Origin of the sequence: Myxococcus sp. AM009 (assembly GCF_013372605.1) — a bacterium.
Taxonomy (GTDB): domain Bacteria; phylum Myxococcota; class Myxococcia; order Myxococcales; family Myxococcaceae; genus Myxococcus; species Myxococcus vastator.
On sequence record NZ_JABXEP010000031.1, the window covers coordinates 40,017 to 64,494 of the forward strand.

At 68.3% G+C, this 24,478-nt stretch carries 22 protein-coding genes; 7 read left to right on the forward strand and 15 right to left on the reverse strand.

The window, feature by feature from the left end; all coding sequences use genetic code 11:
* Positions 1-7 precede the first annotated feature (7 nt).
* From HV824_RS10735 to HV824_RS10745, 3 genes are all read right to left on the reverse strand, one after another.
* On the reverse strand, positions 8-1,483 hold the full coding sequence (locus HV824_RS10735) for an ammonia-forming cytochrome c nitrite reductase subunit c552 (protein WP_176417466.1): 1,476 nt from the start codon (positions 1,481-1,483) through the stop codon (positions 8-10).
* Entirely contained in the window at positions 1,480-1,983 is a 504-nt protein-coding gene (gene nrfH, locus HV824_RS10740) for a cytochrome c nitrite reductase small subunit (RefSeq protein WP_176417467.1), read from the reverse strand. Before nrfH ends, HV824_RS10735 begins: the two co-directional genes overlap by 4 nt.
* Positions 1,984-2,167: 184 nt before the next feature.
* Positions 2,168-4,468, reverse strand: coding sequence for a zinc-dependent metalloprotease (locus HV824_RS10745; protein WP_176423202.1), 2,301 nt, complete (start codon positions 4,466-4,468; stop codon positions 2,168-2,170).
* A gap of 282 nt (positions 4,469-4,750) precedes the next feature.
* On the opposite strand from HV824_RS10745, the gene HV824_RS10750 reads away from it, so the two are divergent.
* On the forward strand, positions 4,751-6,208 hold the full coding sequence (locus tag HV824_RS10750) for a hypothetical protein (protein ID WP_255207929.1): 1,458 nt from the start codon (positions 4,751-4,753) through the stop codon (positions 6,206-6,208).
* Positions 6,209-6,367: 159 nt separating this feature from the next.
* On the opposite strand, the gene HV824_RS10755 is transcribed toward HV824_RS10750, so the two are convergent.
* The 5 genes from HV824_RS10755 to HV824_RS10775 form a co-directional block, all read right to left on the reverse strand.
* Entirely contained in the window at positions 6,368-7,135 is a 768-nt protein-coding gene (locus HV824_RS10755; RefSeq protein WP_176423204.1) for a M57 family metalloprotease, read from the reverse strand.
* Positions 7,136-7,540: 405 nt separating this feature from the next.
* Entirely contained in the window at positions 7,541-8,323 is a 783-nt protein-coding gene (locus HV824_RS10760) for a phospholipase D-like domain-containing protein (protein WP_176417471.1), read from the reverse strand.
* A gap of 357 nt (positions 8,324-8,680) precedes the next feature.
* Complete coding sequence (locus tag HV824_RS10765; protein ID WP_176423205.1) at positions 8,681-9,088, reverse strand: SRPBCC family protein; 408 nt, start codon at positions 9,086-9,088, stop codon at positions 8,681-8,683.
* A gap of 164 nt (positions 9,089-9,252) precedes the next feature.
* A complete protein-coding gene (locus HV824_RS10770; protein WP_176423206.1) occupies positions 9,253-10,026 on the reverse strand; it encodes a M57 family metalloprotease in 774 nt (257 codons plus the stop codon).
* A gap of 112 nt (positions 10,027-10,138) precedes the next feature.
* Complete coding sequence (locus HV824_RS10775; protein WP_176423207.1) at positions 10,139-11,881, reverse strand: amidohydrolase family protein; 1,743 nt, start codon at positions 11,879-11,881, stop codon at positions 10,139-10,141.
* 198 nt (positions 11,882-12,079) lie between these two features.
* On the opposite strand from HV824_RS10775, the gene HV824_RS10780 reads away from it, so the two are divergent.
* Complete coding sequence (locus tag HV824_RS10780) at positions 12,080-12,340, forward strand: hypothetical protein (RefSeq protein ID WP_176423208.1); 261 nt, start codon at positions 12,080-12,082, stop codon at positions 12,338-12,340.
* Between the two features lie 48 nt (positions 12,341-12,388).
* On the opposite strand, the gene HV824_RS10785 is transcribed toward HV824_RS10780, so the two are convergent.
* The 3 genes from HV824_RS10785 to folD are packed head-to-tail and all read right to left on the reverse strand — an operon-like array spanning position 12,389 to position 14,358.
* Entirely contained in the window at positions 12,389-13,234 is an 846-nt protein-coding gene (locus HV824_RS10785; protein WP_368670915.1) for a glyoxalase, read from the reverse strand.
* 42 nt (positions 13,235-13,276) lie between these two features.
* The gene (locus HV824_RS10790; RefSeq protein WP_176423195.1) at positions 13,277-13,435 is read right to left on the reverse strand and encodes a hypothetical protein; all 159 of its coding nucleotides are present in this window, start codon (positions 13,433-13,435) and stop codon (positions 13,277-13,279) included.
* Between the two features lie 50 nt (positions 13,436-13,485).
* Positions 13,486-14,358: a bifunctional methylenetetrahydrofolate dehydrogenase/methenyltetrahydrofolate cyclohydrolase FolD gene (gene folD, locus HV824_RS10795; protein WP_176417476.1), complete on the reverse strand. Its 873-nt coding sequence runs from the start codon at positions 14,356-14,358 to the stop codon at positions 13,486-13,488.
* A gap of 218 nt (positions 14,359-14,576) precedes the next feature.
* Here folD and HV824_RS10800 point away from each other — a divergent pair, with 218 nt between their 5' ends.
* The 3 genes from HV824_RS10800 (at position 14,577) to HV824_RS10810 (ending at position 16,510) form a co-directional block, all read left to right on the forward strand.
* The gene (locus HV824_RS10800) at positions 14,577-15,386 is read left to right on the forward strand and encodes a GNAT family N-acyltransferase (protein WP_176423209.1); all 810 of its coding nucleotides are present in this window, start codon (positions 14,577-14,579) and stop codon (positions 15,384-15,386) included.
* Positions 15,387-15,473: 87 nt separating this feature from the next.
* Positions 15,474-16,157 (forward strand): iron-containing redox enzyme family protein, encoded by a 684-nt coding sequence (locus tag HV824_RS10805; RefSeq protein ID WP_176423210.1) that lies wholly within the window; start codon positions 15,474-15,476, stop codon positions 16,155-16,157.
* 92 nt (positions 16,158-16,249) lie between these two features.
* Positions 16,250-16,510: a DUF3892 domain-containing protein gene (locus HV824_RS10810; RefSeq protein WP_176417479.1), complete on the forward strand. Its 261-nt coding sequence runs from the start codon at positions 16,250-16,252 to the stop codon at positions 16,508-16,510.
* Between the two features lie 7 nt (positions 16,511-16,517).
* Here the strand turns inward: HV824_RS10810 and HV824_RS10815 are convergent, their stop codons facing one another.
* The 3 genes from HV824_RS10815 to HV824_RS10825 form a co-directional block, all read right to left on the reverse strand.
* Complete coding sequence (locus HV824_RS10815) at positions 16,518-17,600, reverse strand: LuxR C-terminal-related transcriptional regulator (protein ID WP_255207930.1); 1,083 nt, start codon at positions 17,598-17,600, stop codon at positions 16,518-16,520.
* Positions 17,601-17,803: 203 nt separating this feature from the next.
* The gene (locus tag HV824_RS10820) at positions 17,804-19,696 is read right to left on the reverse strand and encodes a methyl-accepting chemotaxis protein (RefSeq protein ID WP_176423211.1); all 1,893 of its coding nucleotides are present in this window, start codon (positions 19,694-19,696) and stop codon (positions 17,804-17,806) included.
* A 23-nt stretch (positions 19,697-19,719) separates the two neighbouring features.
* A complete protein-coding gene (locus tag HV824_RS10825; RefSeq protein ID WP_255207931.1) occupies positions 19,720-20,259 on the reverse strand; it encodes a hypothetical protein in 540 nt (179 codons plus the stop codon).
* Positions 20,260-20,629: 370 nt separating this feature from the next.
* Here HV824_RS10825 and HV824_RS10830 point away from each other — a divergent pair, with 370 nt between their 5' ends.
* On the forward strand, positions 20,630-21,946 hold the full coding sequence (locus HV824_RS10830; RefSeq protein WP_176417482.1) for a ferritin-like domain-containing protein: 1,317 nt from the start codon (positions 20,630-20,632) through the stop codon (positions 21,944-21,946).
* Positions 21,947-22,058: 112 nt separating this feature from the next.
* Positions 22,059-23,084 carry a pirin family protein gene (locus HV824_RS10835; RefSeq protein WP_176417483.1) on the forward strand — a complete coding sequence of 342 codons (1,026 nt, stop codon included), beginning with the start codon at positions 22,059-22,061 and terminating at the stop codon, positions 23,082-23,084.
* Positions 23,085-23,225: 141 nt separating this feature from the next.
* Here HV824_RS10835 and HV824_RS10840 read toward each other — a convergent pair whose 3' ends face one another.
* Positions 23,226-24,470: an MFS transporter gene (locus tag HV824_RS10840; protein ID WP_176423213.1), complete on the reverse strand. Its 1,245-nt coding sequence runs from the start codon at positions 24,468-24,470 to the stop codon at positions 23,226-23,228.
* Between the last annotated feature and the right edge of the window lie 8 nt (positions 24,471-24,478).

Consider the following 24,478-nt stretch of genomic DNA (forward strand, 5'->3'; position numbering starts at 1 on the left):
GCCGTGCCTACTTCAAGCCTTGCTGCGTCTCACCGGCGCCAGCCGTGGACACGGGCGCCGGAGCGCCCTGGGGCCGCGTGGTGGGGCTGGTGGAGGCGCCGCCACCGGGACGCAGCGCGTTCTGACCCAGGCGCGAGAAGTTGATGGAGTTGCTCAGGATGCGCACCGCTTCCTGGTCCGCGTGGAAGCCCATGGAGTTCTCCGCCTCCACGAAGTCCAGGTAGAACTGGGCGCGCTTCTGCAGGTCGCGCGCCTTGGCGAGCGCCTCCTCGGGCAGGCCCGCCTTCCGCGCGGACTCGAGGTCATGGATGAGGTCCACCAGCGCGTCCATGGCGATGTTCCGCGTCTCGAAGGTGCGCGTCTGGATGGTCTCCGCGCGCTGGAGCAGCTCCGCCTCGCTCCACTTGTGGCACGTCTGACAGGCGCGGTTGATGTTCAGCAGCGGGCTGCGCACGTGGTGGTCGCTGACCTTCATCGCCCCCTCACGCATGAAGGGCATGTGGCAGTCCGCGCAGGCCACGCCGCTCTTGGCGTGGATGCCCTGGTTGTACAGCTCGAACTCGGGGTGCTGCGCCTTCAGCACCTTGGCGCCCGTGAGCGCGTGCGTCCAGTCAGAGTGCCCGTCCTCGTCGTAGTAGGCCATGATCTGATCGATGTTGATGCCCTTGGCCCAGGGGTACGTGAGGCGCTTCTCCTTGCCCTTGAAGTAGTACTCGACGTGGCACTGCCCGCACACGTACGTGCGCAGCTCCTGGCGCGTCGCGTCCTGATTCACCCGGAAGTTGGGAACGCCCTGGCTGGCCTTGAGCGCGGCGATGCCCTCGATGAAGCCAGGCCTCGTCACGCGCAGCTGCATCGTGGTGGGGTCGTGGCAGTCGATGCATGAGACAGGGTGCTCCACCTGCTTGCGCGCCTCCATGAAGGGCATCTGGTTCATCTTCTCGAAGCCCTTGATGAGGTCGCCGTCACCGAGCTTCTTGTAGGGCACGTACACGCTGGCGTGGCAGTGGATGCAGGTGCCCGGCTGCTGCGTCACGTGCTGGCGCTCGGTGTAGACCTGGTCCTCCAGCATGTGCGCGTGGCCGCGCTCCTCGCGGAAGTCGGTGGCGAAGGCGTAGCCGCTCCACATCGTCACCAGCCGCGGATCCTCCTCGAGCCGGCTCTGCGCGACGACGCTGCGTGGGTCCGCCTGGGAAGGCGTGCGCGCCACGGCTTCACTTCCGCCGTAGCGGGTGCGCTGCTGGTCCACCGTGCGCTTGTAGCTGTCGTACTGCAGCGGGAAGTTCCGCCCCCACACCTCCGGGTCGGCGATGGTGTCGTCCAACTCCACCACCCGGTAGAAGGGATTCTTCGCCTCCTGCTTGCGCTCCATGATGTTGACCAGGAGCGCGGTGACGCCAGCGGCGGCCAGGGCGGCCGCCACCGCCACGGCAATCACCAGCTTGACGCCGCTGAAGCGCCGTTGCTTCTCGGGCTCGGTCATCGTTCAACCTCCTGACGGATGAGTTCGGGGTTCCCGGAGCCTTCGGGGTGCCCCACGGAGTTGTGGCAGGTGAGGCACTGCAGCGAGTCGCCGTGGGGCGTTTCGATGCTCTCCACGAGGCTGGCGTGGCACTTCCGGCAGGCGTTCTCCGTGACCATCCGGTTGTGCGGGCGGATGCGGATGGGGTCGGGGAAGGTGCCGGTGGTGAAGTAGAAGGAGTGCCAGAAGCCGTTGCTCGCCTTGTTGAGGTACTTGGGAACCAGTCCTGACGGCGTGTGGCAGTCGTTGCAGGTGGCCACCGCGTGGTGGCTGCTCTTGCTCCAGCCATCGTACTGTTCGGTCATGATGTGGCAGTTGGCGCAGGCGGCTGGGTCGTCCTGCAAGTAGGCCGAGCCCTTCGCGTACGCGAAGGTGTAGCCGCCGATGCCAATGGCCGCGCCCAGGGTCAGCCCCAGGGCCACTGCCAGGAGTGTGCGGGAGGCCGAGGACACGCGGAACACCGTAGCAGCGGTTGTGCATACGGCCAGTCTCATCTCGCGAGCGCGTATGAATTTTCACGCCGCTTGAGCGGCTGGAGTCGGGGCGCGAAATTTTTGCGCCCAGGCGAGTGGGCACGCGGCATTTGCGTCCTCCGGGCCCATGCCTCGAACACGCGAGGCACGGGCCCGGAGGTTCACGCTCCTCTCAGCGGTAGTAGGGCGCCAGGGCGACCGAGATGCGCGTCACCAGGTCCTCGGTCAGCACCTGCTCTTCAGGAGGCAGCGAGGGCAGGCTGGCGTTGAGCGAGTCGCGCAGCTCGCGCAGCAGCAGGTACGCGCCGAGCGACTGCTGGGCCTTGAGGACGTCCACCAGGGTGCGGCGCGCCGCGTGGCTGCGCACGCCGTCCGTGTTGAGCACGATGGCCTCGATGTCCGCCAGCATGGGCGTCAGCAGCGCGGGGGATGGCGGCGGGTCGCTGGTGAAGCTGCCCCGGCTCGACGCAGGGTCCAGGTACAGCCGCTGGAAGATGCGCCGGGTGAGCTCGTCCGCGCGGGCCGCGTAGTCCGGCCGGGCGCCCGGGGGAATCACGAGCGGCGGCCGGAGCTTCTGCATGGCCAGCGCGTAGGCCGTGGCCTGGCTTGCCGGGTCGGTGAGGCGCAGGAACCCCAGGTACGGCGAGGACACGTAGTCGAAGTAGAACTGCAGGCGGGGCCAGGGATGGGGGCTGGTCAGCAGGGCGTCCTGGTGCCCTTGGAACACGGGGCCATGATGCAGCATGAGGGAATCACCGAAGCGGTCATACGTGGCGCAGTACGGGTCGACGCGGCGGTCGTCATCCGAGCAGAAGGCGTCCGTCGCGGGCAGCTCGGATGACAGGCCATAGAGGTAGCGGACGGCGCGCACGTCGTAGACGCCCGGGGCATCCATGAGGGCCCGGTCCTCGTCGAGCAGGTAGTCCATCACCGAGGTGGAGACGAGGCTGTTGGGGCTGCCGTCGTTGACGCGCGAACCGGAGAAGTTGTGGCGCAGTCCCAGCGTGTGCCCCACCTCGTGGAGCATGACGTGCGTGATGTGCGCCTCCACCTTCTGCTTCTGGGTGAGCGCCGCGAGCCTAGGGTGGGCCGAGGCCTGGAGTCGGGCGCGCACCTGGCGTGGGTCCGATGCGCTCAGCTCACAAGGCGCGGTGCCTTCAAGGCCGGACCAGGACAGCCGGAGCCTCGGCGCGGGGGGCGCGGTGGCCAACTCGGCGACGCGCTCGGTGAGCGGGGCCTCCTCCGCGAAGGCCTCCACAGCGAACAGCAGCCAGCTCACCGAGTGGTAGACGCTGGCCCCTCGAATCTCACCGGTGATGGGATTGCTGCGCCAGTTCGCGAAGGCCATGGGCATCAGCTCGTCCGAGTCGAAGATGACGACGTTGCGGTCGTCGTCGGCGAAGTCCTGAATGCCTCCGCCGACCACCGCCTCGAACACGGGGAAGCCAAACGCGGCGTTCCATCCTTCGATGCCGCGCTTCATCGCGCCCACGACGTCATACGGCTGCAGGCGAGGGTCCTGCTGCGCCGCGAGCACGGTGTCCATGATGTGCCAGCGGATGGGCTTCATGCCGGGGTGGATGTTCCACTTCAGGGCCACCTGTTCGAACTGCTCCGCGGTCGTGTTGGGCACGAGCCGCCTGTCGCTGCGGAAGTAGAGCTCCCGGGGCGGCAACGGGGTGGGGGTGTAGCCCTGCCCCTCCTTGTATTTGCGAAGGGAGATGGCCAGCGTCCCCGCGGTCCGGAAGGCATTGTCCTCGCCGTAGTAGGACGCCCACTCCCAGGGGAGGTCGGCGTAGCCGGTGAAGACCTGCTCGTAGGCGACCCCGTCGGCGAGCCGCCGGAAGCGCTGCGCGAAGCTCAGCTCCACCTGGAGGTGGACGCCACTCTGCCCGACCCTGTCGCCGACGACGCCGTAGCGGTTGAGGCCTGCCGTGGGGTCGATGAGCACGTACTGGCTCGCGCCGGGCAGCCGGTTGAACGGGCGGTAGTCGGTGACGATGGGATACGCCTCGACCAGGATCTGCGGGTCGAACACGTCACTCATCACCTTGCGCTTGTCGACGTCGAAGACGAAGAGCTTGCCGTTCTGCTCCTCGAAGCTCACCACCCGGCTGCCCAGCACTTCGCCCGCGCGGTTGCCCACGCCTCCGGGGTGGTACTGCTTGGCGAACGCCGTGAGGAACCAGCGCTGGCGCAGCTCGCTGCGACGGATGGCCAGATAGAAGCTCTTGCCCGCGTCCTCCACCACGCCGCCCAGCTTCTGGTCGACGTGGTGCCGCTGCTCCTTGCTCAGCTCCCGGGGGATGGCCACGAAGTCACCCGCGAGCTCCACGGCGAGCCCGGGCTCGGGGGCTTCCGGTGGGGGCGTGGTCGGCTCTGTCATGCCGCCCCCGCAGCCCGTGCCAAGGGCCAGCGTCAGCGACAACGCGCCCCACCCGGCACGCCGCCTGTGCGTACTCCATTCGAACATGTCGTGCTCCAGATCGCCGGACGGAGGAATTTCCATCCGGTGCTGGAGCAACGGGACGCCTGCATCGCGGCCCTCAGGGGAGACGGCGACTGGGAGGAATCCCCCTCACCGCGCAAGCATCTCCCCGGCGCCGAACGGCCCGTCATGACAGGGATGTCATGGCAACCCCGGCTTTGAGGCCCGGGGTGTGTCGGAAACCCTTGGAAATACCTGGAGCCTGGGTTGGCGCGGACGTTGCTGAGGCGGGGGGCACTGTCTACCCACCCCAAGGAGCAACGCCCCATGCAAAACTCCAGGTCCTGGCTCGCCGCGGTCGCGGCTGTTGCCTTCGTCGCGACGGGTTGTGATTCCGATGAAGCTCCCGACGCGAAGAAGGTCGCCGACATCGCCGCCTCCCGGTCGGCGGAGACGCTGCGGGGGGTCAGCAGCAGCATGAAGACCGTGAGCGGTCTGTCGACGCTCAATGGCCTGGGTGACGCGATGGCGCTGTTCGGTGCGGGCTTCGAGGGCGTGCCGCTCCCGGAGCTGCCAGCGGGTGAGGAGGGCGCGGCGCTGTCCGCCATGTTCGACGCGGATGAGGTGGACACGCAGGCGGACGCGCTGGAGCGGTTCCTGCGCGAGCGCGTCTTCACCGAGGCCAACGTGGAGTCCACGGAGGGCAACGCCACCGTCTTCCGCTTGAAGGGCGAGCAGGTCTGCACGGACGGCAGCGAGGTTGCGGACGCGGACTGTGTCCGCTTCGTGGAGGACGCACAGCTGCGCATTCGCGCGACGAGCCAGGGGGATGACTCTCTGGAGCTGGAGCTGCTCATCGGCGCGAATCGCGCGGAGCCGCTGGCGCTGCGCTTCCTGCCGAAGGCCGTCTCGCTGGTGGTGGACCTGGGGGGCTTGAAGGGCGCGGTGGAGCAGCTCGACGCCGAGTCGGCCGGGTTCCTGCCGACGGTGATGGTGGGGCAGGTCGAGCTCAAGGCGACGCAGGAGGGCGAGGCGCACTGGATTGTCAGCGCCTCCATCCTGGACGCGCTGCGGCTGGAGCTGGCGCTGGAGGGAAGCACCTTCGCGTTCTCCTCCGCGCGGGCCGAGCCGCTCGTGGCGTTCGAGGTGGACGGCCAGGCGAAGCGCGCGCGCTTCTCGCTGGACCTGAACACCACGGAGGTTCGCCTTCCGTACACGGGCCTGGCGCCGTCGCTGCAGGGCAAGGACTGGACGGTGTCCCTGGCCGGCATCTCGTACTCCGTCGAGGCGACGGAGAACCAGACGGACGTCGTGGTGAAGAACCTGGGCGTTGGTGACGCGCAGACCCACGTGAGCCTGGGGAGCGACAAGCTCTTCGAGCTGGACCTCAACGCGCAGTCCGGCCGGCACTTCGACGTGACGCTGACGCGCGGGGCGGATGGCACGCCGCTGCTGAAGGTGCAGCCGGAGTTCGACCTGGTGACGCGCTTCTACCTGGCGCCCCTGAAAGCGGAGCCCGCGTCGGAGATTCCCGCGGCGTATGAGGACGCGACCTATCGGCTGCGTCTCAGCGGGGGCGACGGAGGGCCGAGCCTGCGCGCCGCGCCCGCCAACAGCGCCACGGGCTTCAAGGGGGGCCTGCAGGTGGTGACGGGCGAGCTGCTGCTCTCCGCCAATGCCTCGCAGGTGGTCGTCGCCCAGGGGCAGTGCCTGGTGGGCGCGGCGCCGGCCTCCGAGGACGACGCTTCGCTGTTGTCGTACCTGCGGCAGGGCAGCTGCGAGTAGTCCTTCGATTCTTCGATGCCGCACGTGAGGGCCGCGCCCATTCCAAGGGGGCGCGGCCCTCGTTTTTTCCAGCGGGCGGAGGGGCGCTTCTCCCCTGAATGAGCATGCGGATGTCCGGGCCGATGCGCCTCATTTGCAGGCGCGTCGACCCGCTGCAACTCAGTACATGTAGTTCAACGCGGTGATGTCGGAGGACGTGAGCTCACCGTTCGTGCTGGACGGGAAGCAGGTGTTCATGATGGAGCCACCCGGCGTTGCCCCGGTGGGCGTCCCGGGGATGTGTATGACACCCACGCCCGTGGGGCCGCCGCCACCTCCGCTGCCACAACTGATGCTCGGGTTGAAATAGTCCGAGTGATAGAGGCCCAGGGTATGGCCCAGCGCGTGGGTGATGACATGCTCATTCACGTCCAGGCTGAAGTTGTTCAGTCCGGTGCCAATTGAAATCAACCCATAGGGCAATCCTCCCGAGGGAAAGCCCGTGGAGTGACCGGTACCGGTCATGGTCGTCACGACGATGTTGGCGTCGCATTTGGCGAGCGGGCCCCGAACAAAGGTAAAGCTGAGCCCCAGGGCATTGTAGTTGTCGATGGCCAGGTCGAGGCCCTTGTTGAGCTGGGCATAGCTCTGGAACGCAGCCGTGGGATTGACGCAAATCAGGGTCACGCTGGAGCCGACGAGATTGGTTGTCCTGTATTGCTCCTGGCTCCCTTCGCCACGCTGGAGCATCTCCCGGGAGGCCTCGAGCGGCACATGCGCGTCGCCTCCGACGTAGACGGCGTCATCGACGACGGTGATGTCCTCGGCGCGAAACCCTGCCTCGGTCAGATTGGAGAGGACCTCCGCGCTCCCGGTAGATGATTCGGGACCGCAGCCGGACAGCAATACGCCACAGTTCAACAGCAGGACTGCCGCTCTCTTGAGCATGGTTGGATGGGCTCCTGTCTTGAATCGGGTTTCCGCGCTGCGTGCTTGAGTAAAGCATGGCGCAAGCCGAGGTGGCACGGTGTTTGGCCACTCCCCAGGTGAATCCAGTCATCAATTGACGCGCCGAATCACCAACGCGGAGCCGGGGCGCGTGGCCCGGCGAGCGGGTGAATTCAAGAAAATACAGTGGCTTGGCGGTGTGACACGGAGTGGCATCGGCCGTGTCACACCGCGCGCTGGTCGTCCGCGGCGGCCTCGTGGTCTTGGACGACCGCGAGTCGCCAGTTCGTCCCCACCTGACGCGGCTGGGGACCACTCCCTTTGGGACATTTCGATTTTTTGGACTCGGAGGGAACCTGCACTCGGCTGTGGACCGCGCCTCCCGCTGCGCGAATGCTGGACGCGCTACATGTTCCGGAAGCAGTCGTAGCAGAGCGGCTTGGCAACCGACGTGTCCTCGTCCTCCCCGCAGGCGTGGCAGTACGCCTCCCGATAGGACGGGTCGCCAAAGCGGCGCCATGTACCAAAGCAGTCCGTGCACAACGGCTTGTCCGTATTGAAGGCGACGTCGTCCCCGCAGCGGATGCAGTGACCTTCGTCATCAACGAATATGGGCAAGTCATCGAAAGAAGGGGCCCTACTCGCTTTTGTCTTCGTCCTCCCGGGAGCGGTTTCCGCTCGGGTGGCCCGCGCCGAGTGCACTGCTGTCTCGACCTTCACCGATGTCGGGCGAATGTCCGTCCGAAGCACTTCGACGAGCTGTTGATACTCGGGAGTGCCCGCACAGAGCCATGTGCTCACTTCAATGCTGTTGTTGATGGACGACTCAAGCAAGTTGAGTGAGGTGATGAGCGCATTCTTTTCGGACAGGTAGACCTTGGCGTGGAGGTCCTTGAGGAGGTGCACCTGCATCCCCGCAGCGCGGAGTTCTTGCATCTCCTTCGCGGCGAACGGGTCTGCTTGCCTCGTGCTGAAATCCTTCTCTCGGATGATGAGTTCGACCCGTACTTTGCGGTGAAGCGCCCCCTGGATCGCCCGAACTGGAGCGCGGAGCTTGTCGAGGGATACATAGGGACTGACCAGCAGCAGTTCACGTTCGGCTTCCGTAATGAGCCGCATGAGATTCGCGACAGTCTGGGTGTGATTGAGGATTTCGATTCGTGAGCGTCCCGCACCTGCAATTGCCAAGAACCCCTCCCATTACCGTGGAACTGAAGAATAGCAGGTGGTGGTAGGGAGAGGGAGGCATCCTGCGAGTGCGGGACACCGTCGATGCCACTGGTGGCCTTTTATCGAGGGGGTGTCTTTAGACCCGTGGTGTCTTATTGGTCTCCGGAGACCTTGTGGCGAAGGTGCCTACAGTTTCGACAACTGGCTGAGTGGCATCTGTTGGGAAGTGCCCTTGCTGAAGCAGGGGCACCAGCGACGTCTATTCGAGTTCTTGGACGGTCGTCGCGACTCCTCACGCCGGGGCCGTGGGCGCCGTCCGCCGTGGGTTGTCGGACGGGCGCTTCCAACTGGAATCACTGTAGGACCTCGGTGCGTTCAGCGCGTGCCTTGGCCCTCCAGCAGTGCCTTCAGTCGTTCCAGGTCCGCTGCGACGGCTTCCGCGTCCCGACGGAACGCTTCGGCGGACGTGCCGTCGCGGCGGCGGAGGGTGAAGATGACTTCGCTGTGGTCTCCATCCGGAATGACGCGGACGGGGTTGTAGACGGTCTCCCCATTCGGAAGCGTGACGTCATGGTCCAGGACGCCGAAGGCGTTGGCGGGCGCGAACGCGACGGTGACCCGGCCCATGGGGGCGTCGGCCACCCAGTGACCGTCCGCCTCGTGGACGGATTTGCTGAGGCCGGCCGCCCAGGCTGGGAGGTTTCGCGGCTGGCTTGCGTAGGCGTACACGTCCGCGCTCGAGCGCGCGATGCGGACGCTGATGTGCGTGGATTCCATTGTCATGGCGCCAGCCTTGCGCGAGCGGTGACCGCGGCGCTTGAAGAAATCGGACGTCGTTTCCCGTCCAGCGATGACTCCGGGCACCGCACTCGACGCGAGGGCGCAAGTGCCCGGAGGCCCGCTTGGAGAGGATGCGTCCCCCATGTAGAGGCGCGTCGCGTCGCTTCTCAATAAAGGGAGGTCAACGCGATGATGTCGCCGGTGGAGAACTCACCGTCCGTGCTGGACGGGATGCAGGTGTTCATGATGGACCCGCCTGGGTTTGCCACCGTGGGCGTCCCGGCGATGTGGATGGCACCAATGCCACCATGGCCCTCATTGACGGGGCCGCCGCCACAGCTGATGCCGCGATTGTAGAAGTCGGTGTGGCGGAGGCCAATCGTGTGGCCAAGCGCGTGGGTGATGACATGTTCAATCATGTCCACGCTGTAGCTGCTCAGCCCGGTGCCGATTCGAATCTGCCCATAAGGGAGCCCGCCCGACGGATAGCCCGACGTGTACCCGGTACCCGGCATGGTCGACGCATTGATGGTCGCGAGGCAGCCGGTGGTGGTGGTGACTCGAACGAACCTGAACCTGAGCGCCAGGGCATTGTAGTTCGCGAGGGCCATGTCGAGGCCCTGACTGAACCGGGACACGCTCGACAGCGCAGACGTGGCATTGACGCAAATCAGGGTCACGTTGGGGCCGACGAGGTTGGTCGTCCTGTAGTGCTCCTGGCTCCCTTCTCCACGCTGGAGCATCTCCCGGGAGGCCTCGAGCGGCACATGCGCGTCGCCTCCGACGTAGACGGCGTCATCGACGACGGTGATGTCCTCGGCGCGAAACCCTGCCTCGGTCAGATTGGAGAGGACCTCCGCGTTCCCGCCAGTTGCGTCGGGACCGCAGCCGGACAGCAATGCACCACAGTTCAACATCAGGACTGCCGCTCTCTTGAGCATGGTTGGATGGGCTCCTGTCTTGAATCGGGTTTCCGCGCTGCGCGTTTGAGTAAAGCATGGCGGAAGTAGCGGCGGCACGGTGCCTCACCGTCCTACGCAGTGCGCCGTGGCCTCAGGCCCGGGCGCGGAGCACGCCGCCGAAGCCGCGCTCCCGGCCCAGCGCCGGAGACACGCCGGCTTCATTCACGGCTTCGCGCCCGGAGATGAGCACTGCCTTCACCGCGGCGTCATTGCGGCGGACCAGCCGGACGAAGCCACCGAAGTTCTCCATGGGGGCCTCCGCCACCTCGTCGAGCTTCGCGTCCAGGCCGTCGGGGTGGATGACGACCAGGTCCGCGCGCCGGCCCTCCGCGAGCACCCCCGCATCCAGGCCGAACCAGCCGGCCAGCTCCCCGGTGAGCCGGTGGACGGCGCGCTCCACGCTCATGAAGGGCTCGCCGCGCTTCTCCGCCTCGCGCACCAGCCGCAGCAGCCGCAGGGGGAAGTTGTAGTGCGCCATGTTGCGCAGGTGCGCCCCCGCATCCGAGAAGCCCATGAGGATGTCCGGGTGCCGGCAGATGCGCTCCAACTCCTCGCGCCGGTCATTGGCCATCACCGTGTACCAGCGCAGCGCGTCGCCGTGGGTGGAGATGAGGTCCAGGAACACGTCCACCGCGTCACGCCCCTGCTCCTTCGCCACCTGAGCGAAGGACTTGCCCACCACGCCGACGTCGGGGCACTGGAGGATGCGCGACTCGTTGAAGTCCCGGTGGAAGGCCCGCGGCAGGAAGCGGTTCGTCCACTCGCGGCGGAAGCGCTCACGGTACTCCGGCGTTCGCAGCAACCCGGCGCGTGAGGCGGCGTCCTGGAGGTGGAGGGCGGCGGCGCCCGCGCCGAACTCCTCGAAGACGACCAGGTCGATGCCGTCCGCCCAGAGGTCGAAGACTTCGGGCAGGGCCTGCCACCGGAAGTCCGCCCCCAGCAGCCGGTTGGCCACCTGGGAGAGCGCGCCGATGAGGCGGTGGATGCCGCGGCTGGCGCGCGGGTCCATCATGGAGATGACGGTCGTCTTGAGGCTCGGGCGGAACAACCCGATGCTCTCCAGGAAGAACAGCACCACGTTCACCTTGGTGCTGATGTTGGGCACGCCCTGGAAGACCCGGCCCCGCTCACGGAGCAGCCGCGTCAGGCGGCGGTACTCGCTCCAGCGGGCGTAGGTGGACGGCAGGGGGCGGCTGCGGATGTCGCGGGTGCCGCCCATCTTGTCCCACTTGAGCGTCATCACCGACAGGCCCAGGTAGCCGAGCTCGAGCCCCTCGCGCACCAGGGTCTCCATGGCGCGCAGCTCGTCCTCTCGTGGACGCAGGCCGGGCTCCAGGCTGCGGTGCAGGCCCATGGTGTGGGCGCGCAGCGCGGAGTGCCCAATGAAGGACGCGACATGGGGGCCCAGCGGCAACTGCTCCAGGTGCGTCAGGTAGTCGCCGAGCGTGTTCCACGTCTTGCGCTCCTCCAGCAGCGTTCGGACTGTCTCGTAGGGAATGGCCTCCACGCGGCAGAACATGTCCGCCAGGTCCTCGGGCGTGCCCAGCGCGAGGCTGAGCGAGCAGCTCCCCATCAGCACCGTGGTGACGCCGTGTCGCACGGACTCCGACAGCGAGGGCGCCAGCTCCACCTCCGCGTCATAGTGCGTGTGGCAGTCGATGAAGCCCGGTGTCACCCAGTGGCCGGTGGCGTCGATGACGCGCGTGTGCGGGGCGCGCGGAATCGGGGCCTCCGAAAGCGTGGTGACGGTGTTTCCCCGGATGCCCACATGCAGCTTGCGCGGGGGATTGCCCAGACCATCGAACACGAGGCCGTTCTCGACGATGAGGTCCATGGACAGAGCCTAGGCTCCGTGGATTGTCCGCTTCCAGCCAGAAGACGCGCCGACAGTTCTTTCCTGCACAAGCCGACGTGGATGCCATTGCCTGGGCGCGTCAGGGGAGCGCTCGGCCCCCAGGCAGCCGCACCGCGGGGGCGTGACTATCTTCGCCCGCGGAAGGTGCGAACGCACCACGAGCCAGGGAGGCGTGCAATGAAAGGCAAGGGTTGGAAGTGGCTCACGCTGGTGGGCCTGGGGACTTCGCTCGCGGCGTTCACCGGCTGCGATGAGCAGTCCGCGCGGGAGACCTCCCGACAGGTGGGCCGTGAGGTGGGGGAGGCGACGAAGGAGCTTCAGGAGGGCGCCCGGGAGGCCGCGAAGGAGGCTCAGGGCGCGGCCCGGGAGGCGGCGCAGGGGTTCAGGGAAGGCAGGGGCGGCTCGGGGAATCCCGATGCGGGCGTCGACGTCGATTGAGGCTCGAGGGCACGCGCGACGCGACGGCTTCGTCCACGGCTTTCGCCGCTATCTTGGCCGCCGCGGGGGCCCCGTGCGCTTGGACGGCGCGGGCTCGGGAGGTTTGGTTTGGGCGAGCCACTCCTCCAGCCGCTCCGCGGCCTTCAGCTCGTCGGACAATTGGCGCCGCGCGTCCTCGGAGAGGGGCAGGGCCTGGAGTTGCTGCTTCAGCGCCCGTCCCGTCGTGGCATCCCCGAGGGCAACCGCCAGCTCCAGGCGGGCGGCCAGGGCGCGAACCCGGTCCTCCACGGGAGCCTCCGCCTCGTGTCTGGCGAGCCCGATGTCGAGCGCCCGCGCGGCGGCTTTGTCGTCATTCTTGAACTCACGCAGGATGCGCGCGTTGTCGATGGCCTTCGCCAGGCCCGTGAGCTTCGCGGAGCCGCCGTACTCCAAATCCTCCGGCTCATCGCGCTGAATGAAGATGATGTTGTTGCCGGTAGGGTCAATCAATGAGAAGCGGCTCTGGCCGGGCTTGAAGCGGGTGATGCGGGGCCTGCCCGTGGCCAGCACCTTGCCGTACTTCGCGCGCAGCGCGTCCGTGAAGGCCCGGTGGTAGGGCTCCACCGCGTCCACCATGACCAGGCAGCCGCCTGAGTTCTCCTCGCTCGGGTCCAGGCTCTTGGCGCCTCTGCCGAAGTGCAGGTCGATGTTGCTCCACCGCAGCGCCAGGTACAGGTACGGCTTGGTCATCTGGTACGTCACTGCGAAGCCGAGCGCCTGGTAGAACTCCAATGTTTCGTCAGCCGAGACGCAGGGGAGCAACGGAACGGTCGTCTCCTTCCCGCTGATGGCGGTGGCCTTCGTCGCATGGGTGGGCATGGCGCGAGGATAGACGAGCGACGTCGCCGGAGGCACTTCTTCGTGTCATGCGTGGCGGCGCGCGGCGCACGGAGCCGCTCAGGGCCGCACGCCGTCCCGGATGAACCGGGTCAGCGCCTCCGCCACCTTCTGGTGCGTGGCCGCCGACGGGTGCCAGTGCTCGCCAGCGCCGTCATCCGAGCGGTACGTCCGGCCGAGGTCCTGCGCGCGTGCGTCGGCGGCGGGGATGCCACCCACGCCAGTGAACCTTGGGAGAGGCCCTGGCGCTTCCCTCTCCGCGCCTGGGGCTACCGGGCCTGCCGCGCGGCTTGAAGCGTGTTCGCCAACAGCATGGTGATGGTCATCGGCCCCACGCCGCCGGGCACCGGAGTGATGGCGCTGGCGATGGGCCGGATGGCATCGAAGTCCACGTCCCCCACCATGCGGTAGCCGCGCGGCGAACTCGCGTCGGAGACGCGGTTCTGCCCCACGTCGATGACGACGACGCCCGGCTTCACCATGTCCGCGGTGATGAGGTTCTGCTTGCCCACCGCGACGATGAGGATGTCCGCCTGCCGCGTGAAGGACGCGAGGTCCGGCGTGTGGCGGTGGGTGAGGGTGACGGTGGCGTCAGGGCCCGGCGCCATCAACAGCGACGCCAGCGGCTTGCTGACGATGAGGCTGCGGCCCACGATGACCACGTGCTTGCCCCGGGTGGGGATGTCCTCACGCCGGAGCATCTCCATGATGCCGGCGGGGGTGCAGGGCACGAAGGCCCGAGGGTCTCCAACGAAGGCCAACCCGGCGTTCATGGGGTGGAAGCCGTCCACGTCCTTCGCCGGGTGGATGTGCTCCAGGACGGCCTTGTAGGGCAGGTGGGCCGGCAGCGGCAGCTGCACCAGGATGCCGTGTACGGCCGGGTCGGCGTTCAGCCGGTCGATGACGGCGAACAGCTCCTCCTTCGACACGTCCTCGGGCAGCGTCAGCGTCTGGCCGCGCATCCCCAGGGCCTCGCACGCCCGCGTCTTGCTCGCGACGTAGGCCTGGCTCGCTGGGTTGTCGCCCACCAGCACCACGGAGAGTCCGGGTGTCACGCCGGCGGCCTGAAGCGCCGCGACGTCCTGGGCCAGCTCCGCCCGCATCACCCGGCTGATTTCGGTTCCATCAAGGGTCCGCGCCATGCGCGGCTTCTTACGCCAGATTCCCGGGGTTGGCGCAGCGCTTCTTCGCGGTGCCCACCCCGGACGGTGTCCTGGGACACGCTCCCCGTCGTACCCCGCGGGCCCTGGATTCGCGGGGAGCAAAAAGCACAGGGCCCGCGCGCACTCGGGGCTTGGGCGGCGAATGAAAGGGCGAGGACGGCGCGACGCCGGACCCGCTTCGCTTCCCGGAGAAACCCATGACGTCCATGCACTGTCGTGTTGCCACCACCCAACGCGAGCTCGACGACGCGGTCCGCGTCCGCTGGGCCGTCTTCGGCGGAGAGCTGGGGCTGATGACGGGGTGGACGTCGCCGTCCCGCCGCGAGGTGAGCTGTTTCGACACGCTGGACACCACCGTGCACCTGGTCGTCTACGCGGACGCGGCCCCGGTGGCCACGCTGCGGCTGCTGCTGCCCAACCCGGAGGTGGCGGAGGCCATTGGCGGACGGCTGGGGCTGGAGCTGGAGCAGAAGCTGGACCTGTCGGACGTGGTCCGCCCGGGGATGGTCATCGCGGAGACGTCGCGCTTCTGCGTGCTCGACGGCTGGCGGCACTCCGAGGCCGTCACCCGGCTGCACGCGGGCATCTACGAGGAGAGCCGCCGGCGCGGCGTGACGCACTGGCTTGCGTCCGCGAACCTGGACACGGACTCGCGCGAGGACGCGCTGCTGTCCTGCCAGGTGGCCGCCTACCGGGGCTGGATGAGCCCGCGCTGGCGCGTGGACGTGCCGGAGCCGGTGGAGGCGCCCGCCATCCCCAGCAATCCCTACTACACGCCCATGGAGCGGCTGCGCGCGGAGCATGGCCTGCTGGACGGCTTGCGCGTGCCGAGGGCGCCCATGCTCTTCGCCCGGAAGATGGGGGCGCGCTTCATCTCCGAGCCCCTCTACGACGCCAGCTTCCGCCGCTTCACCCTGCCGCTCATCGCCGCGCTGGATGAGATTCCCGCCAGCACCCTGGCGCGCTTCGACGCGCTGGCGCAGCACCCCCTTCGCCGCGCCGCTTGAGGCCGCTGGCGCTGCTTCCTTCCCTTCACTTCACCTTCAACGCACAGCAGCCGGGGACCGCGAACGGCCCGGGAACAGGAGACGTCCGTGAACACGCAAGCGCAGAACCCGAAGCAGGTGGACTGGGTGGGGGTGCTGGAGCAGGAGGGCCGGGGGTTGGTGGCCGCGCTGGACGCGCAGCCCGACGCCCGTCGCCTCTTCGACGGCACCATCGACACCGAGGGCTACATCCACTACCTGATTCAGACCTACCACTATGCGCGCTGGAGCACGCCGATGCTGGCGGAGGCGGGCCACCGGCTCGAGCGGCAGGGCCGGCACCCGCACCTGGCGGAGCTGCTGGTGCAGAAGGCCGGAGAAGAGCGCGGCCACGAGAAGTGGCTGCTGTCGGACCTGAAGAACCTGGGGTGTCCGGAGGCGCGCGTGGAGGCCGCGGCGCGCACCCCCGCGGTGGACGCCTACACCGGCTGGAACTTCTTCACCTCCCGGTCCGGCGTGCCGACGGCGGTGCTGGGGACGGCGTATGTGCTGGAGTACCTGTCCCAGACGCGCGCGACCGGCGTCGTGGAGCGCCTGATTGCGGCCGACGCGATTCCGAACATCCGCAAGTCCGTCACCTTCCTGCGCAGCCACGGCGCGCTGGACGGGGACCACGTGGCGGAGATGGAAGCGGTGCTGCGGACGCTGACGGACCCCGAGGACCAGGCGGCGGTGATTTTCTCCGCCCGCGCCACGCGGTGCATCTACCCGGGCATCTTCCGCGAGCGCTGAAGGCCGCATACCTCCCCGGTGGTAGAGACAGTCCCGCGCTTGAAGGCGATCCTCCCCTCCGAATCGTCGTCCGCGAAGTGGGAGGCGTCTTCATGCGCTACATCACCCAGATCCGTCTCGAAGGAGGCGCGCTTCACGAGCACATTGCCCGCTTTCGGTGGAAGGAGGGCACCGAGGTGGGTGAGGGCAGCCGCCTGGAGCTGGTGCAGTGGCTCCAGGCGGGGGGAGACGCCCGCGTGCAGACGTGGCCCCGGGACGTGAAGCTCTTCGTCATCGACGCCAGACCTCCGTACCTGCGCACGAAGGCCAATGGCATCCTCACGGACAACCTGCTGGAGCTGCCGCGCTTCTGAAGCTGCTTCAGACGGGCTTGTTGAGGTGGGCCGCCTGGTAGAGGAAGTCCGTCCTGTTGTCGACCTGGAGCCGGCGGAAGATGTCGCGCACGTGCGTCTTCACGGTGTCCTCGGAGAGCCCCAGCTCGCTGGCAATCTGCTCGTTGGACCAGTTGCGGAGCATGCCCCGCGCGATGTCCACCTGCCGGGCCGTGAGCTGCACGCGCATGGTTTCGGGGAGCGGAATCGACAAGGGAATCTCGTTCAGAATCAGGGCCCACTGGCGCGGGCCTTCGGATTCGGGGAGCTGGACGAACCGCACCACGCGGTACGAATCCCCGTGGAGGGAGACCCAGCGCGTGTTCTGGAGCCGCGCGTCTGGACTCATCCGCGTCAGGGCCTCCAGCCGCTCCATGAGGACGCGCGGAATCCCCGAGGCGTGGAGGTCCGAGGGCTTGAACCACCGCTCCAGCAGCGCGGCGGCCCGGCGTGAGCGCAGCACCTCGTGCGAGGGCGGCGCCACCACGACGTACGCGGCGTCAGGCCTGCTGTAGAGCTCCTCCAGGAGCCGGGAGCCCGTGGAGGCCGTCTGCATGTCACGGCAGTTGCGCACCGCGTTCAGCAGGTGGGGCGTGAGGCTCGTCAGGAAGGCGGCGTCCTTCTCCGAGAAAGCCAGCCGGCGGTCCCGGTAGAGCGTGAAGGCGCCCAGGAGTCGTGGATACACGGGCAGGAGCACCGCCATGACGTGCTCCAGGCTCAGGTCCAGCTCCTTGCTGCGCTGGTAGAGCGCGCTGCGCTCCAATTCCTTGCGGGTAATCATCTCCGAGTCCCGGAGGACCACATTCGGCTGGGCGAAGATGGGGGCCCGCACGAAGTCGGAGTCGACCCACTTGGAATACTCATCCAGCAGGGCCAGCCGGTGGCCTGGCACCAGCCATTGGAACTCGACGATGGGACCCAGGTTGATGAGGCACAAGCCCACGTAGTCAGCGGGCGTCAGCTCCAGGAGGGGCGCCCGGGCGGATTCGAGCGCCTCGGGGAGGGACAAGGTGCTGTTGAGCGCCGCGATGACTTTGTTCTGGAGTAGGAACTCATGGGAGGAGACGTTCATCGACGCGAGCTTCCTTCCTGTCTGGTCAGGCAACCATGCGGGTCCGTTTCTGTGTCAGGCCATTCAATAGGCTCCGACTGAAAGGCTGTCCCTAACCCCCCAGTGGTAGGCCCGGGGCTTGACAGGAGGCTCCCGCGCCTGCCGTTTGTCATGCAAGGGGCCGCTGTTGGCTCGACAAGACGCGGCCAGCCCGGGACCGGGTGTCAGACGCGATAGGTGCTCGCGACCGCTTCCATGCGCTGCGCCACGTCGCGCAAGGTCTGAGTGGTTGTCTGGGTGGCCTTCATGCCCTGCAGCGTCTCATCCATCATCCGGGACAGGTCCGTCACGGCGGTGAAGATTTGGGAGACGCCCGCGCTCTGCTGGCTCACCGCGGCGGCGATCTGCTGCGCTGCGTTGGCGTTGTCCTGGATGATGCCCGCCAGCTCGCGGAGGCTCTCACCGCTGGCGCGCACCTGGGCCAGGCCGACCTCGGTGCGCCGCTGGCCCTCCTCGGACAGCGCGGCGGTGGCGCGGATGGCGCGCTGGACGTCCTCCAGGATTTCGCGGACGCGGCCCGTGGAGCTGATGGACTGGTCCGCCAGGCTGCGAATCTCCCGGGCCACCACGCCAAAGCCCTTGCCGTGCTCACCCGAGCGCGCGGCTTCAATGGCGGCGTTGAGCGCCAGCATGTTGGACTGGTCCGCCAGGTCCTTCACCGACTGGGTGATGCCGCCAATCTGGCGCGTGCGCTCCTCCAGGGCGGTGATGCTGCCGGCCATCCGCTCCACCTGCTCCCTCAACTGTTCGAAGCCCTCGAGGCTGGCGCTGACGGTGGCCTCGCCCGCGGTGCCCACCTCGCGGGCGCGCGCGGTGACGCCGAGCACCTCCTGGGAGCGGTCCGCGGCCATCAGCGACGTCTGCTTGATTTCCTGCGCCGTCGTCTGGGTCTCCTGGAGGGCGGAGGCCTGGCGGGACAGGTTGCGCTCCTGCTGGGCGGAGGCGCTGGTCAGCTCGGCCACCGTCTGCCCCAGCACCCGCGTGCCCTGCTGGAGGCTGGCGGTGGACTCTCGCAGGTGGCTCATCATCTGGGCGAAGGACGCGGCCAGCTCGCCGACCTCGTCCTGGCGGGCGGGCACCTCCACCTTCTGCGTCAGGTCGCCTTCGCGCACGATGCGGCCGACGACGTCGCTGAGCGTGGAGATGGGACGCGTCACGCTCCGGGCCAGCCACCAGGAGCCCAGCATGCTCGCAATCAACGACACGGCCGTCAGGATGAGGGCAATGGATGAGCCCCGCTCGAGCGGGGTGTAGGCCTCTTGCGGGGACACGGTCGCCACGAAGCGCCAGCCATCCCCCACGTCCACCTCCGTCCTGCCGTCCAGGGCCTCGAACCGGAGCGCGTCGGTGGCGCGCTGCGCGCTCTCCCCGCGGGAGTCGAACAGGGGCGTGCCCTCCGCCGAGAGGACCTCCAGCGCGAAGCTCTTCTGTCCCCGCTCGTGCGCGCGCGCCAGCGCATCCTCGACCTCCGCGCCGATGCGCCCCCAATCATAGGCCGCCAGCAGGATGCCGATGCGCGACTGGCTGATGGGGCTGATGACCGGTACCGCGAAGGGCAGCACGCGCTTCTGGAAGAAGGGGTCCACCTGCTCGAGCCCATGGCCATCCAGCCGGTTCTGCTTCGCGTTCTTGAACCAGGCCGTCTCGCGGACCGCCTGCTCCTGTTTCGCGAAGCGCTTGAGCAGCGCGGGGTCGCTGGCGGAGAGCGCCCGGCCGTCCTCGGAGAAGAGCACCAACCCCGCGAAGGAGGCGTGGCGCTTCTGGAGCGAGGCCAGCACCGCGTCGCTCTTCTCGAAGGTGTCGAACAGCAGGGCGCCTCGGACGATGGAGTCTTCGGCCCAGCTGCGCGCGTTGCCCTCACGTTCGGTGAGCGCCGCCTCCACCAGCTCCCGCAGCCCCTCCGCTTCCGCTTGCAGGGTGGCGTGGATCTGCTCCCGCAGCGCCTCCTCCGCGAAGAAGTTGCCGACGAGGTTGAGCGGGGCGATGGCCCCAATGACCAGCAGGAACACCGCCAGCATGAGGCGGGTGCGAAGCTTCAGTCCGTCGAGGAAGCGCATGGGATGTCGAGCGAGCAGGAGATTCAAAGGTCCAGCAGGGAGATGCCGACGGAGAGCGCGCCAATGGTCCGTCCGCGCTCACGGACCGGGAAGGAGACCTGGATGACGAAGGCTTGCGACGACTCGTCGAAGAAGGGCTTCTCTCGCAGCTGGAGGCCCTGCGTGAAGGGCACCTGGAACTTCTCCTCGTCGCCCTGCCAGTAGTCGGACGTGCGCCGCGTGGCGCCCACGAGCGCGCCCTGGTTGTCCATGGCGAAGGCCTCGGCGATGACGCGCCCCAGCTTCGCCCGGTGCCGGTTCAGGACGCGCGAGCAGGCGCTGCTCAGCAGCCGTTCCTTGAAAGGCGTCAGCGCGGGCGTCGCCATCCAGGCGGCGTCCTGCGCTTGAACGGCGTCCAGGGATTCGCGGCGGGCGTTCTGCTCACGCACCGCTTGGATGACGAGGGGATCCGCGGCCATCTCCCGGAGCGCGGGGACCAGCCCGTCTACCTTCTTCACCTGGGCTGCGCCGTCGGCGGGCATCTGCGCCAGCACTGCGACTGCGATACCGAACCACGACAACATCCGCACCTCATCCTCGGAGCGCGTTCACCGGGCCGGGTGAGGCGCTGCCTGCGTCATGCTTGCGGCGCCAGTGTGACACAGGCATTTGCCTGAAAACAAAACCCGCGGCTCATGTTGGGCGACCGCGCGGGTTGCCTGGCCATACACTGTGAGGGAGTCGCCAGTGACTCGTGTTTCAGTGTCGCTGATTTAGCCAGGAATGCCGTTCTTGAAGTCGCGCAAGCCAAGCGCGCATGCCCCTCAGGTTTCTGAGCGGGGCAGGCAAGAAACGTCCGGATTTCGCGGTGCCTGTCCGCTGTTCCCAGGCCCGCGGGTGTTGGCATCTTCATTGCTGAGGTGCGGACTCCCATCCGAAGGAGGTCCTGCACCCATGGATTCGAATCGCTTGCGTCTGCTCTTCTCCCGGGCCCTTCGCGCCTCGCTCCTGTCACCCCTGACACTTGCCGGATGTGATGGTGAAGTGGACCTGACGGGCTATGAGCCGCCTCTTTGTGAAAATGGTGGGCTGTCCGTGACAGGATTGTCACCTGCGGTCGCGCCAGACTTCGTGCAGCTGCGGAGCTTCCATGCGGCTGGCCAGCCCATGGCAACGAACCCCCTCTCCTCCGCGGGGACACCGTGCGCGACGGCGACCCAGACCCAGACATGTCTGTCAGAGCTCGAGGCGTTGGCGCCCGCCAGGGGCTTCCGCGACGCCTGCGGTTTCATCTGCACCGACTATTTCGTCGCGACGACACGCGGCGACGTGGTGTCTGCCATCGCCTCGCTGGAGGCGCTGAAGTCGTTCCTGGGGCCCATTGATACGACGCAGGAGGCCGCGCTGACAGCCTTTGCCGCGGGCTACAACGTGCGCTGCGACGGGCTCAAGTATGGGGCGGTGAAGGCGCTGGGCGACGGCGCGTTCGGCGTCGTCGGTACCAAGGGCATGGCGTGTGGTGAGGGGACGGAGTTGACGCAGTATGCCCTGCGCGTGTCGTCAACGGGCGAGGTGGTGGAGGAGGAGCGCAACGTGCTCGCGCGGGGCACGGACAACTGCGCCGTGGGGCGCAGGCCCGAAGGACTGCGCTCACGGGGTTCGGTGTCGTGTGACGATGTGCTGGGCCAGCACTTCGCCGCCATTGCCCACCTGGAGGCCGCGTCCATCCGGGCCTTCCTGCTGCTCCGGGAGGAGCTGGCGGCGCATGGCGCGGACCTCGCGCTGCAGGACGCGGCGCTGATGAGCGCCCTGGAGGAGGTCATGCACACGGAGGTCAGCGCCCGGCTGGCGGGACGGCATGGCGCGACGCCCCAGGCCCCGCGGGTGGATGCGGCGGCGCCCCGCTCCTTGTTCGCGGTGGCGCTGGACAACGCGGTGGAGGGCTGTGTGCGGGAGACGTTCGGCGCGCTGGTGGCGCGGCACCAGTCACTCCATGCCCAGGACGACGAGGTGCGCGCCTCCATGGCCCGCATCGCGGAGGACGAGACGCGGCACGCGGAGCTCTCCTGGAAGATTGATGCCTGGGCGCAGGCGCGGCTGTCGGACGGGGAGCGCGAGGTGCTCCGGCTGGCGAAGCAGCGGGCCGCGGAGGCCCTGCGCGAGGAGGCCGCCGTGCCGGTGAATCCCGTGCTCGTGTCCCAGGCCGGGCTGCCCCCGCCCGAGGTCGCCGTGGCGATGGTGGACACGCTCGCTCAGGAGCTGTGGGCCTGAACCTCGTGGGACGGTGGGGCAAGCGGCGCGGAGGGCTCGCTGTTACGCTCAGCGGAGGGAGTCCCGACCCAGGGAATTTTCATGGGGCTCCGGAAGGGATGAGGCGTAGCAGATGCGTCAGCAACCAGAAGCCGTCCTTCGTGTGGAGCCGCTCGGGATGCCGTGGCGGACCCCGGACCCGTTCCTTTTCTGCGTCCACCACGACGACAAGTACCCCGTGGGAAACGAGCGCCTCGGGCCGTCCGCCTCGCTGGCGGGCCGCAACCTGGGCCAGGACTTCGACGGGCGGGACGGCTGGAACATGTATCACGGCACCGTGGTGCCCGGCTTCCCCCAGCACCCGCACCGGGGCTTCGAGACTGTCACGGTGGTGCGCAGCGGCCTGCTCGACCACGCGGATTCCCTGGGGGCGGCGGCGCGCTTCGGCGGCGGGGATGTGCAGTGGCTCACCGCGGGCGCGGGCATCAACCATTCGGAGATGTTCCCGCTGCTCCAGCGCGACCAGCCGAACCCGGTGGAGCTGTTTCAAATCTGGCTCAACCTGCCGCGGGCGAACAAGCTCGTGGAGCCGCACTTCTCCATGCTGTGGAACCACGTCATCCCCCGGCACGTCACCCGGGACGCGGAAGGGCGCGCCACGGAAGTCACGGTGGTGGCTGGGAGTCTGGGAGACGTGAAGGCGCCACCGCCGCCGCCCAGGTCGTGGGCCGCGCATGCCGCGGCGGACGTGGCCATCTGGACGCTCAAGCTGGCCCCGGGCGCGCGGTGGACGCTGCCGGCGGCGGCCCCTGGCAGCAACCGGATGTTGTACTTCTTCCTCGGCTCCAGTCTGCGCGTGGCGGGGCGTGCCATTCCTCCGTCGCAGGGTGTCGAACTGCGAGCGGACGTCGCGGTGGAGCTGGAGAACGGCGCGGACGCGGCGGAGTTGTTGATGCTGCAGGGCCGTCCCATTGGCGAGCCCGTCGTGCAGTACGGCCCGTTCGTGATGAACTCGCGGCAGGAGATTCAGCAGGCCTTCGCGGACTACCAGCGCACCGGCTTTGGCGGCTGGCCCTGGCCGGCCAATGACCCGGTCCATCCGCGAGAGGAAGGGCGCTTCGCCCGGCACGCGGATGGCCGCATTGAACGTCCGGCCTGAGCCGAAGGACCGCCAGCGCTCAGTCGGGGCGCTGGCGGACCGCGCGCGGCGACGTGCCGTACCACCGCTTGAAGGCCCGGCTGTCTCGCAGGTGGTCGCGCGTGAACCCAACGAGCGCAGCTGCCGGGCCGGCCTGTCGCATCAATGGGGCCGCGGAAGCGAGGGGCCTTGGCCGCCCGGTGAAGCGGCGGGGGCGCGGCTGGGGGCCAGGACGCCAGAGAGCAGCACGACGATGGTCCCCGCGAGCGGCACCCCAAGCAAACCCACGCGCAATCCCACGGTATCGGCGACGAGCCCGACGAGCGGGGGCGACGCGAGGAACCCCAGACGCATCAGCCAACTGACGACGGTGAGCCCCGTTCCCGCGCGCAGGCCGGGCAGCTCGTCGGCGCCGTGCATGGCGGCGGGAACCAGCGTGGCAACGCCGAATCCGGCGAGCGCGAAGCCCACGATGGTGCCCGGTATGGAGGGGAACAACAGCGCAGCGCTCATGCCCAGCGCCGTAGTGGCGCCGCCCGCCCGAGCGACCGCGCGCTGCCCGAACCGGTCCACCATTCCATCGCCCAGCAGCCGGCCCACGAACTGCGCGCCCACGAGGGCGACGAACCCGAACGAAGCGACCGCGGCCGTGGCGCCGAGTGTCCCGGAGAGGTAGACGGCTGCCCACGTCATGCCCGCGTCCTCGACGAGGATGCCGCCGACGGCAATCAAGACCAGCGCGGAGAACATCAGCCAGATGCGCCCGCGCCCCGTCGGCGGACGCCGCGCGGGAGCGCTGCCCTGGTGCGCCGCGGCTGCCTCTGGCTCGACGGTGAGGATGGGCTCGGGGCCGGGAATCGTGTAGCGCAGCGCCACCAAGGACACCCCGGCGAAGAGCAGGGCGGAGAATCCCAGGTGCAGGCCCCGGTGCACGTTCAGCCCCGCGGCGAGCCCGCCCATGAGTCCGCCGACCACCGCGCCGATGCTCCAGATCGCGTGGAAGGAGTTGAGGATGGACCGGCCATAGCGCCGCTGCACCCGCAGTCCATGGGAGTTCTGCGCCACGTCGGTGATGGCGTCCATGCCGCCCGCGAAGAAGAGCGAAGCGGCGAGCGCCCACCACGACGACGCGAGGCCCGCGACCAGCACGCCCAGGCTCGTCAGCAGTGTGCCGGCGACGGCGACCCGCGAGGAGCGGAAGCGGCGGATGAGCGCTCCGGCGGCAAGCCCCGCCACCATCGCGCCACCGGGGAACGCGGCGACCGCCAGCCCGTATTGTGCGTTGCTGAGGCCCAGGTCGGCCTTGAGCTGTGGGTAGCGCGGCAGGAGGTTGGCCAGGATGGCGCCGTTGGTGAGGAACAGCGCCGCGACGGCCGCGCGAGCCGCCCGGTACTCGCGGGGGGGCAGGGCAGGGG